The 19396-nt window shown below is 35.2% G+C and carries 13 protein-coding genes; 3 read left to right on the forward strand and 10 right to left on the reverse strand.

Annotated features, from left to right (window positions below; translation table 11 throughout):
- Positions 1-14 precede the first annotated feature (14 nt).
- The 3 genes from JHK64_RS03080 to JHK64_RS03090 are packed head-to-tail and all read right to left on the reverse strand — an operon-like array spanning position 15 to position 5105.
- Positions 15-1253, reverse strand: coding sequence for an MFS transporter (locus tag JHK64_RS03080; RefSeq protein ID WP_199567542.1), 1239 nt, complete (start codon positions 1251-1253; stop codon positions 15-17).
- On the reverse strand, positions 1250-2098 hold the full coding sequence (locus JHK64_RS03085; RefSeq protein ID WP_199567543.1) for an oxamate carbamoyltransferase subunit AllH family protein: 849 nt from the start codon (positions 2096-2098) through the stop codon (positions 1250-1252). Before JHK64_RS03085 ends, JHK64_RS03080 begins: the two co-directional genes overlap by 4 nt.
- The gene (locus tag JHK64_RS03090) at positions 2091-5105 is read right to left on the reverse strand and encodes a bifunctional FdrA/YlbE family protein (protein WP_199567544.1); all 3015 of its coding nucleotides are present in this window, start codon (positions 5103-5105) and stop codon (positions 2091-2093) included. The genes JHK64_RS03085 and JHK64_RS03090 overlap by 8 nt, the downstream gene beginning before the upstream one ends.
- Before the next feature lie 144 nt (positions 5106-5249).
- Between JHK64_RS03090 and JHK64_RS03095 the strand changes: the two genes are divergently transcribed.
- The gene (locus tag JHK64_RS03095; RefSeq protein ID WP_199567545.1) at positions 5250-6800 is read left to right on the forward strand and encodes a PucR family transcriptional regulator; all 1551 of its coding nucleotides are present in this window, start codon (positions 5250-5252) and stop codon (positions 6798-6800) included.
- Positions 6801-6829: 29 nt separating this feature from the next.
- Here JHK64_RS03095 and dnaX read toward each other — a convergent pair whose 3' ends face one another.
- The 3 genes from dnaX to udk all read right to left on the reverse strand — a co-directional run bounded on the left by dnaX (position 6830) and on the right by udk (position 9701).
- On the reverse strand, positions 6830-8515 hold the full coding sequence (gene dnaX, locus JHK64_RS03100) for a DNA polymerase III subunit gamma/tau (protein WP_199567546.1): 1686 nt from the start codon (positions 8513-8515) through the stop codon (positions 6830-6832).
- Entirely contained in the window at positions 8515-9006 is a 492-nt protein-coding gene (locus tag JHK64_RS03105; protein WP_199567547.1) for a GAF domain-containing protein, read from the reverse strand. The genes dnaX and JHK64_RS03105 overlap by 1 nt, the downstream gene beginning before the upstream one ends.
- Before the next feature lie 62 nt (positions 9007-9068).
- Complete coding sequence (gene udk / locus JHK64_RS03110; protein ID WP_199567548.1) at positions 9069-9701, reverse strand: uridine kinase; 633 nt, start codon at positions 9699-9701, stop codon at positions 9069-9071.
- A gap of 134 nt (positions 9702-9835) precedes the next feature.
- On the opposite strand from udk, the gene JHK64_RS03115 reads away from it, so the two are divergent.
- Positions 9836-10921, forward strand: a complete 1086-nt coding sequence (locus tag JHK64_RS03115; RefSeq protein ID WP_199567549.1) for a DEAD/DEAH box helicase — start codon at positions 9836-9838, stop codon at positions 10919-10921.
- Between the two features lie 49 nt (positions 10922-10970).
- On the opposite strand, the gene JHK64_RS03120 is transcribed toward JHK64_RS03115, so the two are convergent.
- The 4 genes from JHK64_RS03120 to JHK64_RS03135 all read right to left on the reverse strand — a co-directional run bounded on the left by JHK64_RS03120 (position 10971) and on the right by JHK64_RS03135 (position 18791).
- A complete protein-coding gene (locus tag JHK64_RS03120; RefSeq protein ID WP_199567550.1) occupies positions 10971-15104 on the reverse strand; it encodes an SspB-related isopeptide-forming adhesin in 4134 nt (1377 codons plus the stop codon).
- Between the two features lie 148 nt (positions 15105-15252).
- Positions 15253-16623 (reverse strand): polysaccharide deacetylase family protein, encoded by a 1371-nt coding sequence (locus JHK64_RS03125; protein ID WP_199567551.1) that lies wholly within the window; start codon positions 16621-16623, stop codon positions 15253-15255.
- Positions 16624-16797: 174 nt separating this feature from the next.
- Complete coding sequence (gene ptsP / locus JHK64_RS03130) at positions 16798-18525, reverse strand: phosphoenolpyruvate--protein phosphotransferase (RefSeq protein ID WP_199567552.1); 1728 nt, start codon at positions 18523-18525, stop codon at positions 16798-16800.
- A 2-nt stretch (positions 18526-18527) separates the two neighbouring features.
- Positions 18528-18791 (reverse strand): phosphocarrier protein HPr, encoded by a 264-nt coding sequence (locus JHK64_RS03135; protein WP_018370043.1) that lies wholly within the window; start codon positions 18789-18791, stop codon positions 18528-18530.
- Between the two features lie 380 nt (positions 18792-19171).
- On the opposite strand from JHK64_RS03135, the gene nrdH reads away from it, so the two are divergent.
- Positions 19172-19396, forward strand: coding sequence for a glutaredoxin-like protein NrdH (gene nrdH, locus JHK64_RS03140; protein WP_199567553.1), 225 nt, complete (start codon positions 19172-19174; stop codon positions 19394-19396).

Consider the following 19396-nt stretch of genomic DNA (forward strand, 5'->3'; position numbering starts at 1 on the left):
AATCTACAAAACTGTTAAACTCTTTGAGTATCTTGAGCCATCATACCAAATAGTACTAAGGCAACCATCAACATTCCTGCTGCCAAGTAAAATCCAATTTGCATAGAACCAGCATTATCTGAGATAAAACCTGTCACATAAGGAGCAAGGATAGAACCTGACATTCCAATAAAGTTATATGCACTAAGAGTTGTTGATAATCTACCTTTTGGTGCATGTGTATTAACGTATGAGATTAGAATTGGATCAAGTGCTAATTTACCTGTTAATCCATAAAGAATTAAGACAGCAATAAGTAATCCTTGGTTCTCAACAAAAGCGATGAGAGAAACTGATAAAGCTGCTAATGGCACTAGGAAATAAGCTAATTTTTTAGTACTACCAATTTTATCTTTCATTCTAGCAAAGAATAGCGCACCAGGAATAGATGCCCAAGGAACAAGTGAAGAGATAAAACCAACGCTAGAACCTTCAAAACCACGTTCTGTAATTAAAAATTGTGGTAACCATGTGATAATAACGAAGTTAGCATAGATACTTCCAAATAGTAAAATGAAGGCAAAGACAAGGTTTTTATTTCCAAAAATTTGTTTGAAGACATTGCCCTTGTTAACTACTTCTGACTCAACAGTTTCTGGTTCAATTTCTTCATTTTCTTGAACAACTTTTTCTTTTAACATGGTATAGAACAAAATACCAACGATAGCAGTAGGAACTGCCATGATAAAGAATGGTTGACTCCAATCCTGACCAGCTTCTAAAACCAAAGCACTAGAGAGTAAGTAACCTCCAGAAGTACCAAAAGCCATACCACTATTAATAATAGCATTTCCTAGTGTCACTCTATCTTTAGGGATAGACTCAGAAGATAAGGCATACTGAGGACCATAGTAAGCCCCTTGAGCTATCCCTGCAATAGCACGAATAAGTAAGAACATGGCAAATGTTCCAGCTAATCCACTAAGAAAGGTTGAAATGGCTAATCCTAAGAAACCAATGGTAATGACTAATTTTCTACCATATTTATCCCCGATTGCTCCAAATGGAATCTGTGCCACGGCATAAGTGAGGAAGAAAATACTATTGGCTAACCCTAATTCTGTGTTTGTGAGATTAAACTCTTCACCAACAACTCCCATAATAGGATTAAATATGGTACGGGTAGCATACATCAATATCCAACCGGCAAAGAATAATCCAACAACCCTCATCCAGTAAGTATTATTAACTTTCTCTATTTTATGATTGTTCATTTCAAACTCCTCGAATGTGTCTGTAGTACAAATGAAATTCCTAGAAATAATCCTAAAAGCATATCACTTCCAGAAGTATGTCCAATTCTTTGTATGTTAGAGACACATCTTTCCAATTTATTTTTTTCACAATGATGATGATTTTTTAACCAAAGATATAAGTCATAAAGAGGTGTACTCACTGCTTGATTGCGACACGCCTTTAAATAAGAAGTACTAATTAAAGTTGTTTTGTCCAAATAGTTTTCAATACAAGATGATACTCGTTTTCTTTGAACATCATGACAGATAATCATGATAAAAAGATAAGTGACCAAAATATCATCGCCACTAGGTGTTAAACCTTGCCCTCGACCAATTAATTGTTTAACTGATTGATCTAATTCAAGTAGGCTTGCCTTTACATCTGTTAGTGTTGCAAGAGCTTTTTGCGCACCATCTCCTAACCCGTTTTTGACAGATAAATGGCTCTTATGCTCTAAATAATTTTTTAAGGCATTTAATTTTTTATCAAATTGTTTCGTAAAGTCTATTTTATCTATCCTTAAATCAATAACAATCTCTTTATAGGATGTTTGATATATCCCATTAAAACTATAAATCATTAATGTATCAGCCGTTAGTTTGACTAAATTACCAACTTGAAGATAAGGTCTTATCAGTTGGTAGTCAAGTTTTGATATTCGAATACCAAAACTTGACATAAAATCTTCATGACTACTAACATGAACCAACTGATGATTTATTAAAATGTTAAAAGATGAGTTAAAGACACTGTGAATGTGACCCATACGACCCAAATTTTTTAAAGGATAGATATTGTGACTAACTTCTATGTTAATCAACTGCTATTCCTCTTGCTTTAGCATAAGCTTCAAGTGCCTTTTCAAAACAGCCAAGAGGGGCACGAACAGTACCAGCACCAACTTGTCCTACTCCAGCTTTTTTGTGGGCTATACCTGTATTGATTAGCGGGGTAATACCAGTTTCAACAACTTTACGAATATCAATGCCTAAAAGTGAGCCTTGGAAATCCCAAGTTGGAATTGACCAGTTTGGATTATGGGTAACAGTTATTTTTTCCATTTCATTAGAAATATCCAGAGCATCTTGGAAACCACCAGCACCAACGAAACGAGTAACACCAGGTGCTGAAATCATAGCCATAGCTCCAACACCAACCGTTTCTGTAATCGCACTATCACCAATATCTGGGTTACCATCTTCTTCTGTAAATCCTGTGAAGTATAGACCAATCGGTGTGTTAACAGGTGCTGTATACCAATCATCAACCGTTTCAGCAATTCTAATACCAAAGTCAACACCGTTTCTAGTCATAGTGGTGACAATTGTTCCTTTGCTATCTGAACGTGCACTATCAACAATTACCTTACCTGTAGCCATCATAATATTTAAGAAGAATTGATCAGTATCTGATAAGAATTTAATCACATCATATTTTGTTTTTTGATCAACATCTTCTAAAGATGTAATCAGTGGTGACATTTCTTTTAAGAAGTTTAGTGAGGCTGCAATATTACGTTGATGGAATTCATCACCCATAGTAATCGCACGCGCAATCAAAACATTGAGATTGACACCTTCTTTAGAAGTTTTTAACGCTTTAGCAATAACTGGTCCAAGCACATCACGCATCCAGATAAGGCGATCAACAACTTCTTGAGAATAGGCACCAAATCTAAGAACTTTTCCGATACCTTCGTTTAAAGTACAGTAACCACGGACACCATCAACTTTATTTTCAACAATCAAAACTGGCATATTTGCTGAGGTAATACCACCCATTGGTCCAACAGCCTTAACATGATGACATGGTATAAAGCGAACAGCTCCTGAACTTAACAATTGAACGGCTTCTTCTTCTGTACTAGCCCATTCTTCAAATAAAGCAGCGCCAATACATGATCCTTTCATCGGTCCAGTCATAACATCCCAAGTGATTGGTGGCCCAGCATGTAGTAGTGTTTTATGGTTGTCATCATTTAATTCAGGAATCACTGTCTTAGCCGGTTGAACATCAATTAAGAACGGTTGGGCTTCCTTCATCTTGGTAATCACTTTGTTGTTTTCTTCATCAATTTCATCTGCCATATCTTCTAGAGCTGATAAAATTTTAATCATTTTTTTGTTACCGCTAGCTCTTGGACGCCAGTTGAATTGCTCAGACACACCACCATAATCTTGAACAGATTTATTAAAGCTTTGAAGACCAATATTAATCACCCGAGGTTTTGTGGTAATTAGTGCCATCACAGCTTCACTAGGTTGTGGTAATTCTAAATAGTCACCAGCGTAAGGTTTTAAGTCTTTAACAGTTTCTTTGAAATCATAACCTTTCAATTGTAATGCTAATCGAACGGCTTTAGCATTACTATCTTCAATAAGAACACCTGCTTCTTCTAGACGTTTTACAGTATCTTCGTAACCTTGAGGGTCTTGATTGGTACCAACGACTGTTGCAACAAAATGTAAATTACGATGATCAGCTTTAGCTTTTTCTAATTCTTCACTAATAGCTGGTAATAAAGCCGACGCCATATCATCGTGAGCACCATAACCCAAAACAAAATCTAAGAGAATAACACCAGTATTTTTATCTTGAGCAAATTCATGAATTTTTTGAATACGTGTTTCTGGATCAATCATTGGGTGTGGTTTACCTTGAGTATAAACATCATCACCTAGGTCGATTATCTCATAGCCTTCTGCTCTTAAAACATAGCCTTCACTTTTAGTCGCACTTGTTAAATCAAGTGTTTCTTTAATCATCATTGCTGCTTCTGAGGCTAATGTTCCACCTGAATACAATCCTTTAACCACTTTGTCTTCTGATAAGCTAGCTAAATCATGATGTTTTAAATCGTCTAGGTAATTTTCTTTAATCACATTGTCCTTAGCTAAATCAACAGCAATTTTTGCAGTTTCTTCTAAAGTATGTGCCAAGTAAACCTTACCAACATGACTCTCAGGATTTTCACCAAGGAAGATAGCAACAACAGGTTTTTTCACACTCTGCAACACACGAAAAACATCATCACGAACTTCTTTAGCCGGTGGTTTAGAAATAACACATAAAACATCTGTTTCTTTATGATTTTCTAAAGCAATGATGGCATCCTTAACAGTAATCGCACCAACTTCTGAGCTTAAATCTCTTCCACCTGTTCCTATGGCATGAACAACACCACCTCCTAGACGATCAATAATGGTAGTCACTTCTTGAATACCTGTTCCTGAAGCACCAACAATACCAATATTTCCTGGTTTAACAACGTTAGTAAAAGCTATCGGGATACTTGAAATAATACCAGTTCCACAATCAGGTCCCATCATCAATAGGCCTTTATCGTGTGCCAATTTTTTTAATCTCACTTCATCTTCGATAGGTATATTATCTGTAAATGAGAAAACATGCAGATTATGACGTAAAGCTGTTTCAATTTCTGGTGCCCCATATTCTCCCGGAATACTAAAAACTGCTAAGTTAGCATCAGGTAAGTGTTCTACTGCCTCATTCCAGCTAGTTGAAACCGTTGTTTTACTGTCTTTTGATTTAACAGATAAGTCATCTAAGAAATTCGTAACCTCCTCTAATACGATCTCAAGAATATCTGATCGTTCACTATTTACTACAATCATCAAGTCATTAGGGGATGCTTCTTTAGCCTCATCGGTTAATAATCCAGTGTTGGCCAAAATATCTTTGTTGGCATCTGTTCCCATCATCACTTGACTCATGACGACATCATCAAGCGCATTAACTTTATCTGTTAATAACATTAAGTTAATGGAATCTTGATAGTTATTCTTCAATATTTCCGTAAACAACATGCTATCATCCTCCTTAATTTGTTGTTAACTTCTCACTAACTATTATACAGGTTTATGTTTGCGCTTTCATTTGCCATTATTCTAATTTTTTGCTATAATTTTTATCCAGTAAGGATAAACTTTGTAAAAGGAGAAAATTGAAACATGCAAGTCAGAGAATTATTACAATTAAATCCTTTCAAAGACTGTTCTGTCAGAACTGGTTATATCGGTTTAGATAATGAGATTGAGTCAGCAATGGTCCTTGAAGCCATCGATATTGAAAAATGGGGTAGAAAAAATCAACTCATTTTAAGTTCCTTTTTTGCCTTAAAAGACTTGGATCAAAAAAAACTTGAGACATTCTTTGCTACCATTCATGAAATAGGCATTAGTGGTATTATTCTAAAATTAAATCGATTAATAAAATCAACTCCAGAAAGCATGATTAATTTATGCTATCATTATAAAATTCCCTTAATTGAAATCAAGGGGGATGTTAACTATGAACGTGTTTTAAATGCTATTTACGAACCACTTTTGAATAGACAAACAGCTTTATTAAGAACTTATTATGATGCTAATAAAATTTTTTCAACCTTAAAAAATGCTTCAGCAACCTATAAAGAAATAATTGATCGATTAGTGCATATGATTTCAAAAAGTTGCCAACTAACTATCCCTAGAGAAAATATTGTCATCAAAAATGGACATACCATCGTTTCTGATTGGGACTGTATTCACACCGCAACCATATCAACCGAATATACTGATAACACTTATCATATTTCAACACTAAAACACCCTTCAAAAGAACAACTGATTTATAAAATCACAGCTCAATACACTTCTCAGTCCTTGATTCCTTTTACCATTGATATCTACCAAACTGAACCTGAGTTTGAACATAGTCATATCATGATCGTTGAAAATGCCATGGAGGCAATTCAACATAAACTCCAGATTGATTTATCCATCAAGCATGAATATTTTAATATCTACAATAACATTGCAGCTTCCATTTTCTTTGGCACAACACCAAACGATAAAGAAAAAAATGATTTACTAGAAGAAACCAATCTACTAGCTCACCCCTATTATCAAGCAATAGGAATAGGTAAACACATTCCACACGACAATGAAACCCTAAGATTATTGAGAAAAACATTAGAAGATCTTTTTCCTAATAATCTCTACTATGAAAATAGAAAATATATTATCATTCTTTTTAATATTCCAAAAGAAAGTGATGAATTGACGATTGAGAAACTTTCTAAAAAAATTCCAACTCTTTCGCAATTCAACGTTGTTATTAGTAGTTTTAGTGGTAAGGAAAACATCCATAATCTTTTTAATGAATGTTTAGACATGATTTATTTCAATAGAGAATATCACATCTTCAATCTCATGACGATTACCGACCTTGGAATATTTAGACACTTTCTAGATGCCAAGAATGATTTTTTCAATACTGATTTAGCTAAAAATTTAGAGAAATTAAAAGAAGAAAAACCAGAATTATTTGATACCTTTCTCAATTTTATTCTCTGTAAAGAAAACTATCAGTTAACTGCGCAACAAATGTTTCTTCATCCTAAAACGGTAAGATATCGTATCAGCAACATTCAAAAAGTGCTTGACTTTGATATTAGAAACCCTATTCAAAGTCTCAACTATTCAATGGCAACCATTATTATCAACTTTAACTCAAAATAAAAAAACTGCCTTTGGCAGTTTTTATTTATTTAATCCTTTGATAAGTCATCAACTGTTTCAATTTTATCTGCTAAAAAAGAGAAATTATCAGGAATCACTTGCTCATCATCTTTTTTTGCTGGTTCTTTATCGTCTGTGTTATTATTTTTTAATTTGCTAGCAAATTCTGTTCGAATTACTTCAAAATCACGCTTTGAAATGGCTAAAATATTAGGTGAAAAACCAGCGACTTTACTCATAATGTTACCAAAAACAGTATTCAAATCAGAACGCCTCATTGCTTGTTCAGCATTAAAGGCAGCTTCAAACGCTAAGATAGCATTTTCACTATTAGCAAGAACAGGTTCAGAACCAAGCAACAAAGCTCGATCTTGTGGTGAAATACTATCTAGAATTTCATTCCAGGCTGACTTTAGAGCCTCCAAATATTCTCTTGATTTTTGACTATCTTGAACCGTTTCTTCCATAATAGTCAAAACTTTGCTTTTATCAATCTTTAAAGCAACTGTTCTTGTTGTCTTAATCGTTTTTGTTGTTATTTGATTTGATGACGATTGTGATAGAGAAGATAATTGCGCTTTTAAAGAATTGATTTCCTCTTTTAGGGTTTGTAATTCCTGTAAGAGACCTTCGTCTACATTATGAGCGACTTCTTTAAATTCTGACAATCTCACTGTCATGGTTTCAGCATAAATTTTAGGATGTCCACCTGTTTTAATTTCAGACAAACTAGCTGTCACAATACTAATCAACTCAAGAATATAGTCTTGAGATAACTGCTGATTATCGTTAAAATAAGAGCTATCATACGTGCTTGAACCACCACTTTTAACAATCAAAAGCTCTCTTAGATAATTAAGTAAATCAATAGCAAAACGACTCATGTTTTTGCCACTAGAGAAAATAGTATTTAAACTACCAAGAGCTTCTAGGGTTTGATGGTTAATCACATGATGTACATATGTATCTAACGCAGTTAAGGCTATACTACCCGTGATATCTTCAACAATGCCAATAGAAATATGATTATCACCGCTAAGACTTCTTGCTTGATCAAGAATGGATAAGGCATCACGCATTCCACCTTCTGCACGGTTGGCAATAATGGTTAAAGCTTCATCATCATATGTCATTTGTTCTTGATTCAAAACAAATTTTAAATGCTCTTTAATAGCGACTAAACTAATCGCTCTAAATTCGAAGCGTTGGACACGTGATAAAATTGTCGCAGGAATTTTGTGTAATTCAGTTGTTGCCAGAATAAAAACAACATTTTCAGTTGGCTCTTCTAATGTTTTTAATAAAGCATTAAAAGCACCTGTTGATAACATATGCACTTCATCAATGATATAAACCTTATAAGTTGCTCTACTAGGAGCATAGGTTGATTTATCACGGATATCACGGATATCATCAACACCATTATTTGATGCTGCATCAATTTCAATCACATCTTCTAGTTGACCAGCTGTAATATCTTTACAAATATCACAGTGATTACAAGGTTCACCATCCACCTGATTAAGACAATTAATCGCCTTTGCAAATATTTTAGCAGCACTCGTTTTCCCAGTTCCACGAGGACCTGAAAAAAGATAGGCATGGCTAATTTTCTTAGTTGCCACCGCTTGTTTAAGGGTTTTTGAAATGATTTCCTGTCCAACCATTTCAGAAAATGTTTGACTGCGATATTTACGATAAAGGGCTTGATACATTACTTATCCACTCCAAACATTTCAAAATTAAATTCTGTTTTCTCAAGTAAGATGGCAATAAATTTCTCCAAATATTCCCTATCAATAGCATCATAGTCGGCTACCAAAGAAGAGTCCAAATCTAAAACACCAATTAATTTGTTATTTTTGACCATCGGTAAAACAATTTCACTTTTAGTTGCCGCATCACAAGAAATATAGTTGGCATGCTTTGTCACATCATCGACAGTAAGAGTTTCTCTTTTTTGTGCTGATTCACCACAAACCCCTTTACCTAAAGCAATACGAACACAGGAAACGCCACCTTGAAAGGGACCCAAAATAAGTTCTTCACCATTATATAAATAAAAGCCAGAAAAAACAGTGTTAGGTAAGGTTTGATTGATTAAAGCACTAGCATTTGAAAGATTAGCTAGCGCATTGTTTTCATTTTCAAATAGAGCTTTTGCTTGCTCTAACATGATACGATAATGATTTCTTTTATCAGTCATTATTTATTATTACTTTCTTCATTTGCTGTTTCGTTTGTTAATAGTTGTTTTATTTTTCTATCCTAAGATAATTTTTGACCAAGAATACTGGCAATTTTGGTGTTAATTAAATCAAGTGCGACAAGATTTGAAGCACCTTCAGGAATAACAATGTCAGCATAACGCTTTGTTGGTTCGATAAATTGATGATACATCGGTTTAACCACAGAAGTGTATTGGTCGATAATGCTATTTAAACTACGACCACGTTCTTCCATATCTCTTTTAATCCGTCGAATGATTCTAATATCATCATCTGTATCAACAAATAATTTGATATCCATCAAGTCACGAAGTCTTTTATCTTCAAGAACTAAAATCCCCTCTACAATAAATACTTCTTGAGGTTCCTGACGATAAGTCTTCTCACTTCGTGTGTGCTTAGTATAATCATAGATAGGAATATCGACTGGACGACCAGAAATCAACTCATTCATATGTTCAATCATTAAATCCGTGTCAAAGGCTAAAGGATGGTCATAGTTGGTAGTAATTCTCTCCTCAAAAGTGAGATGACTTTGATCTTTATAATATGAATCATGTTCAATCATTGAAATGTCAGCATCTTCAAATTTTGATAAAATCGCTCGAGAAACACTTGTTTTCCCACTTCCTGAACCACCAGTAACGCCAATAATGATTGGTTTTTTACACATTAATTAATTTCTCCTAACTAGGTCTTTCTATCTATTTTACACTAAAAAATGGTATAATGAAAGAAAATAATAACAAAAACAGCCCTTCCTTCTCATATCGATGAAGGATAATCTATTAGAAAACAAGGTATTCCATGATTGAACAACTTCCTATTGTCTGGCAAGATAAACTCAAAGCACTTTCTTTTGAAACGTCAACTCCTATTCAAGAAGCTATCTTTAAACCGATAAGAAATGGTAAAAATGTTTTAGCGATAAGCCCTACAGGAACTGGAAAAACGCTAGCTTATCTTTTACCAACTTTATTAAATGTCAAACCTAAAAAAGGACAGCAACTGCTGATTCTTGCACCTAACACTGAACTCAGTGGTCAACTGTTTGACGTCGCTAAAAACTGGGCAGAACCCTTAGGACTAACGGTGCAACTTTTTATTTCTGGAACTAGTCAAAAAAGACAGATAGAACGTCTTAAAAAAGGTCCTGAAATCTTAATTGGAACTCCTGGACGAATTTTTGAATTGATAAAACATAAAAAAATCAAAATGATGGCTATCGATACTATTGTTCTTGATGAATTTGATGATCTTTTAAGTGATTCTCAATACCATTTTGTTAATCGCATCACTCACCATGTTCCTAAAACTCATCAAATGATTTATGTCAGTGCCACCAATAGTGTCGATAAAGATGTGCTAGAAAAAGATACTGATATTATTAATCTATCTCAAAACGTATTAAACACTATCACACACTATTATTTATTCCTTGAGAAAAGAGAACGACTTGAGGTGCTAAGAAAATTAGCAAATATTCCTGAATTTCGTGGTCTAGTTTTTTTTAACAAACTATCAGATTTGGGCGCTAGTGAGGAAAAATTGCAATTTAATCATGTTAGAGCCATTTCACTAGCAAGCGATGTCAATACTAGATTTCGGAAAGTGATTCTAGAAAAATTTAAGAGCAATGAGATTTCTTTGCTTCTTGGAACAGATCTCTTAGCAAGAGGACTCGATATTGATGATTTAGCATATGTGATTAATTATGATTTGCCTAGTAGCAAAGAAAGTTATATTCACCGTTCAGGCAGAACAGGGCGCATGGGTAAATCGGGAATAGTCATTACCTTAATCACTCACAAAGAAGAACTCAGACAATTAAAAAAATGGGCTGATGTGTCTGAAGTAACACTGAAAAGTCAACAACTACAATCCAAATCATAAAAAAAGAAGTGAAAATTTAATTTTCACTTCTTTTTATTTTTAAAACTTATTAGTTTTCTTTTTTCTTCATTCCTACAATTCCAAAAGCGCCAACCATTGCCGCAAAACCAAGTAATGGCATATAAGCATTATCTTGTGTCCCTGTCTTAGGAAGACTTGGAGTATTTGGTTTCTTAGGTTCTGGCGTTGTGGTACGAACTTTATTTGAAGCATACATCACATCATTAACAGTATTAACATAAGTATTTTCAAAAGTACCTACCGCAATACGTTTCATTTGAATGAAGCTTTCTGCTTGGAAGCTAGATTCAGTAGAAATTGAGCGTAAGAAGGCTTCTTTGAATTTAATAATGACAACACCGTCTTTTGGATCAACAATTGACTCAGTATATTCTGTTAAATCAGTACCCGCTTTGATGACACTACCATCTTTTAATAAAATATCAACGTTATTAAAAGTCTTGTATTGACCTGTGTATTCATCACCCGTTTGATCATAGTCATCATAGAAACTATAGTCAAAGAGTTCTTCTGAATGATTGATTGGCACAATACCACCAATTAAGCGGTAGTTGAAGATTTGGTTCAACTGAAGAGTCGCACCATCGTAATTGTCCATATCAGCTGGATCATTTGTCACTGTCACGTCTTTCTTAGGACTAATCTTTGGAATATTGTTAGTCACGATATTAGACTCATAACCATTACCAAAGTCAATTTGGTAGGCCTTATTGACATACTCGCCGCCTGTCAGACCCATCTCATCTTTCACCTTCATCGGATTAATAACTGTGATGTTCAAGCCTGTCACCACATAGGTGTCAAAGAAGGCTTGTGGGTCATCTGCTATAAAGAGTTGGAAGGCACCTGTTGGCATGATGTTTGTCTTACCTAAGATTGCTTTGATACGATCTGGCGCTACTGACACGCTGTCATAACGATAGACGCTAACGCCTGTCACCGCTTGGCCATTGGCATCGACTAAACGAATCAAGTCATCTTGTGGCACTAACGCAACTTCTGGATAATCATCTACAAAGTAGAAACCTTCTTGAATCACATCTTCTGTAGCTTGAATATCTTTATACTGATCAAGATCCCAAGTCATTTCATAGTAGTTGGTGCTTCCTGCCAAGACATTCTTACCATCAATCACCACACCTTTTTCATTCTTGTTTACTTTTGGTGGACGAGGATTTTCTGGGGTTTTAACACGAACAATATCAGAACGAACGCCATAAGCATCATTGATAAAGGTTACAAAGTTATTAGTATAAGTACTACCATCATTAAACACTTGTCCAACAATTGTTGGGAATAGTGGCGTAACAGATTGTGTTAAATCAGCATTAAGTAAAGCTAATGTCTCATCTGTCGCTGTAAAGGTAATAATATGTTTAGCTTCATCATAAGTGGTTGTAAAGCCTGGACTTGCTTCTTTTGTTGCCACCATGTTAACTTCATATCCTTTTGGTAGAGGATCTGAAATAACAAATGAGGTGGTTTCATTACGACCTGCTGGAAGTGTTGGTGATTTTAATTCAAACTTAATCACTGATTGTTTAGAAACGGATTGGTTATTAACATCAACATCTTTCCCGTTTTTGACCTCTTTAGTAACTGGAGGTCTATTGGTTAATATATGATAATGATAGCTAACTACAGGAGCAACTGGTACCTTTGGCTCTACAGGTGGCGTTGGTGGCGTCGGTGCTTCACCTGGTGGTGTTGGTGCCGTTGGCTCTACCGGTGGTGTTGGTGCCGTTGGCTCTACCGGTGGTGTTGGTGCCGTTGGCTCTTCACTCGGTGGTGTTGGTGCTGTTGGCTCTACCGGTGGTGTTGGTGCCGTTGGCTCTACCGGTGGTGTTGGTGCTGTCGGCTCTACCGGTGGTGTTGGTGCCGTTGGCTCTACCGGTGGTGTTGGTGCTGTTGGCTCTACCGGTGGCGTTGGTGCTGTTGGCTCTTCACCTGGTGGTGTTGGTGCTGTTGGCTCTACCGGTGGTGTTGGTGCTGTTGGCTCTACCGGTGGCGTTGGCTTAATAGGAACACCAACAGCCTTAATATCTGAGTTGAAAGCAAACCAAATACCTCTTCTATTAGCTGAACCAAAAGTTAATTTAACAGTTTCTCCTGCTGCCTTACCAACAATAGCCCCATACCATTTATATGGTGAACTATCAGAGTCCCATTGCCCTGCCTCGAATCTTGAGCCACCAGATACATGTTCATTAGATTCTGGCACAGAAGATACTTGTGTTCCCTGTACACCAATGGATGAACCTGAAATTGGAATATATTCTCCATTAAAATCACGAACATATTCGACAGTATCAACATTTCCAACCTTATCACGATTCAATGATGAAAAACTAATTAAACCGCCTGTCATATCAATGGGATTGCCGTCCTCATCATAAAACTTAGCTTCAAGATTAATATCAGCTGTTGAACCAAGATCAGAATAGTTAATTGTCACTGTTGGATCTTTATATAAAATAGCCGGTATCTTGGTTTTCCCTGGCGATGTTAGATTAGATAAAGTATAAATATATTCAACTTTAGAAAGTTTTTTACCATTAAATGTTGAGTTTTGTAAATCAGTATAAGTAACTGTTAATGGCACATCTTTTTCAAGAAAGACTCTTGATGCATTATATTGATTAGCATAACTATCATAACGATCAATGACTAAATTCATTTCTGGAAGGGTATCTATTCCTTGATTTTGAGCTTCCGATTTCCAATCTGCACTGGAATAAACTTGACCATCAATTGTTATAGTTGCATTAGGTTCAGATTTAAAGATAAAGGTTTGAGAAAGTGGTTGTGATAAATAACCATCTTCATTTTTCTTCGCTTCAGCCTCAGCTAAAGCAGCTTCATAGGCTACCATGTCTTGATCATATTGAGCCTTGTCAGTGTCATATTGAGCTTTGTCAGTATCATACTGAGCCTTTGCTGCATCATAAGTGGCTTTATCTGTATCATATTGAGCTTTAGCTGCATCATAAGCGGCTTTATCTGTATCATACTGTGCCTTTGCTGCATCATAAGTGGCTTTGTCAGTGTCATACTGAGCCTTTGCTGCATCATAAGCGACTTTGTCAGTATCATACTGAGCCTTTGCTGCATCATAAGCGACTTTGTCAGTATCATACTGAGCCTTTGCTGCTTCATAGGCGGCTTTATCTGTATCATATTGAGCTTTGTCAGTATCATATTGAGTCTTTGCTGCATCATAGGCGGCTTTATCTGTATCATATTGAGCTTTGTCAGTATCATATTGAGCCTTATCTAAATCGTACTGTGTTTTAGCTACATCATACTGGGCCTTTGCTGTATCGTAAGTGGCTTTATCTGTATCATATTGAGCTTTAGCTGCATCATAAGCGGCTTTGTCAGTATCATACTGAGCCTTTGCTGCATCATAAGTGGCTTTGTCAGTGTCATACTGAGCTTTTGCTGCATCATAAGTGGCTTTATCAGTGTCATACTGAGCTTTGGCTGCATCATAAGCTGCTTTATCTGTATCATACTGTGCCTTTGCTGCATCATAAGTGGCTTTGTCAGTGTCATACTGAGCTTTATCTGCATTATATTTTGCTACTTCTTGATCATGTTTTTCTTTTTGAGCATCATAAACGATTTTATCTTCATCGTATTGCACTTTATCTACATCATACTGTGCCTTGTCTTTATTGTATTCATCAGTGTTTTTTAGATGCTCTTCAGTCTTTTCTTTTATAGTAGTTTCTTGAGATTTATAATCATTTTTTATTTCAACAATAGCCTTATCTACTTCTTCAGGAGTCGTAGTGATATCATGATTAACATCTTCTTCTTTAATCACTTCAACACCGGCTTCTTCAGCTGATTTTACTGCCTGATCAAGGTCATCATGAGTAACATTAATGGGAAGAGAACCAGTCGATTCTCCAGCGTGTTCTTGACTCTCTTTAGCGACATCAGTCTGATCACCAGACATTTCCTCAAAATTTGTTGCTGAATTATCTGGTGTTTCAATAATGACATCAACTGATTTTGTATTCTGCTTGGTATCAACTTCATCGGCAAAAGTTGTATTAGCAGTCAAAGTTAATATTGCCATTACACCTAATATGGCACCACATAAATTCTTGCTAACTTTACTTTTTCTAAAGCCAAAAGTTGCTTTTTTATTCATTTTTTTCCTCCTAAAGAAAACATTGGGTATGTTTTAAATTTTATAATTTTTTAATTTAAACATAACGTTATTGGGTAATAAGCTTTAAGGTATAAAACTACGCATTAATCATATCAAATTAGTTAATCCTTTGCAATCAATCTGTCTATTAATAACCGTAAAGTTCACTAACCGTCACAAATTCATAACCTTGAGAAATTAAATAATCAATGACGGTGGGTAAAGCATCAACAGACGTTTGATGAATATCATGCATCAAAATAACACCGCCACTTCCCAAAGTTGCTTTCAGATTAGTCATAATGGATGGTGTGTTTCGCTCTGCCCAGTCTCTAGTATCAACTGTCCAAAAAACAAGAGGTAAACCAACATCTTGAGCTACCTTAGGATTAGAGTCACCATAAGGTGGTCTAACGGTTTTTGGAGTCACACCTGTTGCTTTCATAATAGCATCATTGGTTGATTGAATCTGCCACTTCACTTGTTCTGAGGTTAGACCTGTTAAAGCTGGGTGATCCCAAGAGTGATTCCCCAATTCATGACCAGAAGCAACCATTCGTTGTAAAACACCTTCATTTCCCGCAACATGAGAGCCAAGGACATAGAAAGTTGCTCTGATGTTATATTTTGCTAAAATATCAAGAACTTGTGGTGTTGTCTTGGTACTAGGCCCATCATCAAAGGTTAAAGCAACTACTTTTCGACCTTGGTTGGCGATTTTTTTGCGGTTTTCTTCGGCTTGTTTGGCTTTTTCAGCCGCAATTTTGGCCTCCTCTTCTTCTTTTTTCTTAACCTGGTACTCTTGATAATGGGTTAATTCTTCACCTGATAGATAAGTCACATCAATATTATCATAAAAGACAGACAAAGGGATTTCAACATCCTCACCTAATGCAAGGTAACCTTTTTTAAAAGAAAAAAAATTACTTGCCTCTCCTTTTTTCTTAAATTCAGAAACGAGATCCAATTGTTTTATTTTACCTAATATTTTTTCTTGGTTATCAATTTGATGTTCTTTTAAATAATTTGAAATCGTACTAACTAATTGATTTTCATCACCTTTTACTAGCTCTTTTAAATAAAATAATTGACCATTATCATGAATATAAAAATCTCTCAAGGCTTTCTCAGTGACTTTTTCAATATTCAGCCATTTTGATTGGTAAACCGTCCTATAAAGCGTTAGTTTTTTAATTCCTTCTAACGGAGATTCTTCCATTTTAGCATTTAAAAAAATGAGTTGATTTTTTTGATGTGGTGAAATTTTCTCTGCTTCTTTATGCCATCGTTCAAGTTCAGTCTCGATATCTTTAGAGTCTGTCACTGGCACCATAAAAATAGTAGAGTTATTATCATCATTTCTAATAACAATCTCATTTGATGGAAACAAGGTTTCTGCTTTTTTCTTTTCAGCTTTAATAATCTCTTTCTCTTGGGTTTCCATATGCCATTGTCTTACAAAAATAGCACCTATAACAAGACTTAAAATAATACCTATGGCTATAATATACTTTTTCATTTCTCTCTCATCTCTTTACTAAATCTAAACGTTTTTAAAAATAACACGTTTTATTATACATGAGATAACTTATCTTTTCAATGAAAAGAAGTTTTTTTAATAAATTTTAGCAAGACAATTTAATAGTAGAAAACATAGGATAAAGCAAAAAAAGCAGAGAAAACTCTGCTTTTTTTAAACAAGATATTCTTTTTGTAATTCTAGAACTTCTTCTGCTGTTGAGCATTCTGTTAGGGCACGTTGTGCGTATTCTTTCATTTTTTCAGTATCTAGACGTTTCATCAAACTTCTAGTTCTTAAAATAGAAGTAGCACTCATTGAAAACTCATCAAGTCCCATTCCCATGAGCAATGGCACAGCTCTTTGATCACCAGCCATCTCTCCACACATACCAGTCCATTTACCTTCTGCATGAGATGCTTTAATCACGTTATTGATTAAACGTAATAATGAAGGGTTGTACGGTTGATACAAGTAAGAAACTTGTTCATTCATACGGTCAGCTGCCATTGTGTATTGGATGAGATCGTTTGTTCCAATAGAGAAGAAATCAACTTCCTTGGCAAATTGATCAGCAAGCATTGCTGCTGCAGGGATTTCAATCATAATACCGACTTGGATATTATCTGCTACAGGAACACCTTCTGCTTGTAATTTAGCTTTTTCTTGTTCATAAACAGCTTTTGCTTTACGGAATTCTGTTAAGAGAGCAACCATTGGGAACATGATACGTAATTGACCATGAACAGATGCACGAAGTAAAGCACGAAGTTGTGTACGGAACATTTGATCGCCAGTTTCAGAAATAGAAATACGAAGCGCTCTAAAGCCTAAGAATGGGTTCATTTCATCAGGTAAATCGAAATATGGTAATTCCTTATCACCACCGATATCCATTGTACGAACCACAACAGGTTTACCATTCATTCCTTCAAGAACTGACTTATAAGCTTCATATTGCTCTTCTTCAGTTGGGAAGTCTTGAGAATCCATATATAAGAATTCTGTACGGTATAAACCAACAGCTTCAGCACCGTTATCATTAACACCTTCAATATCTTTAGGTGTTCCGATATTAGCTGCCAATTCAAAATGTTTGCCATCAGCAGTCACTGTCTCAGCATCTTTTAATAATGCCCACTCAGCTTTAAGGTCAGCATATTCTTGACCTGCTTTTTTAAATGCTGCAATTTCTTCTTCACTTGGGTTAATAATAACTTCCCCAGAAATACCGTTAACCGCAATAATATCATCATTTTTTACTAATTCAGTGATATTGTTAGTTCCTAACACAGCTGCAATTTCTAAAGTGCGTGCCATAATAGCTGAGTGGCTTGTACGACCACCAATGTTAGTAACAAATGCTTTAACATATTTAGCATCTAACTGAGCAGTATCAGATGGTGTCAAGTCGTGAGCAATCACAATAGATTCTTCATCAATGGTTGCTGGATTTGGTAATTTAACACCTAATAAATTTGCCAACACACGTTTAGCCACATCACGAATATCTGCAGCACGTTCTTGCATGTATGGATTATCATCCATATTTTCAAATAAAGTCACAAACATATCAGTGACTTCTTTTAAGCCACTTTCAGCATTAACTTGTTTAGCACGAATCGTTTCTTTAATTTGCCCAATCATTTCTGGGTCAGAAAGAACCATTAAATGCGCATCGAACACAGCTGCCGCTTCGTCACCAAGACTATCTACTGCTTTTTCACGGATAATAGAAAGCTCGTCTTGAGATGCTATTAAAGCAGCATCTAAACGAGCTTCTTCTGAACTTGTATCTTCAACAGTTACAGTTTCAAATGACAAATCCGGTTGAGTAAGTAAATATGCCTTAGCAACAGCAACACCGTCAGATGCCGCAATTCCTTTAAGCATTTTTGTCATAATTAAGCCAATCCTTCTTTTGTCATAGTTTCAACGATAGCAGCAAGTGCTTCGTCAGCATCAGCACCTTCAGTTGTAATCGTTACATCTGCCCCTTGGCCAACACCAAGACTCATAACACCCATAATTGATTTAAGGTTAACTGCTTTTCCTTTGTAATCTAATGTAATGTCAGAAGCAAACTTACTAGCTGTTTGAACTAATAATGTCGCTGGGCGTGCATGAATACCTGTTTCTGCAACAATGTGAAAATCTTTTGAAGCCATATGATGGTTCTCCTTTATGTATTATCTTTTTAGTTGCCTTTGGCAACCCTTACATTTTTTTATTATAGCACATCGCTTATATCTTTTCAAGAATAAAATAATAAGCTGAAATTTTTCATATTCCTTTTCAATTTTCATTAAAGTTCTTTTCTCTATTAATTAAGTTATTACAAAATGGATAAAATGTAATTTCGCAATATTCTAAGTCAGATTTATCAGTTTATCACGAACATTGAATAATCGTAAAATACCATATATAGTGACTGTTTAAAATATAAAGCACAATATTTAGTGATTTTTAGATTTTAGCGCTTGCGTTTTTTCTTCTTTTAAGGTATCCTATAAAAGTATTTAATTTTTAAAAAATGAGGAGATTAAACATGGCAAAAATTACTATTTTTTCGAAAAATCATTGTATCCAATGTAAAATGACTAAAAAATTTCTAACTGAAAATCAGGCTGATTTCGAAGAAATTAACCTTGATGAAAACCCTGATAAAATTAGCTATGTTAAAAACTTAGGTTTCACTGCTGCACCTGTTATTGAAGCTGGCGATATTGCGTTTTCTGGCTTCCAGCCAAGTCGTTTAAAAGAAATTATTTAA

This window comes from Streptococcus zalophi, from assembly GCF_016481285.1.
Lineage (GTDB): Bacteria > Bacillota > Bacilli > Lactobacillales > Streptococcaceae > Streptococcus > Streptococcus zalophi.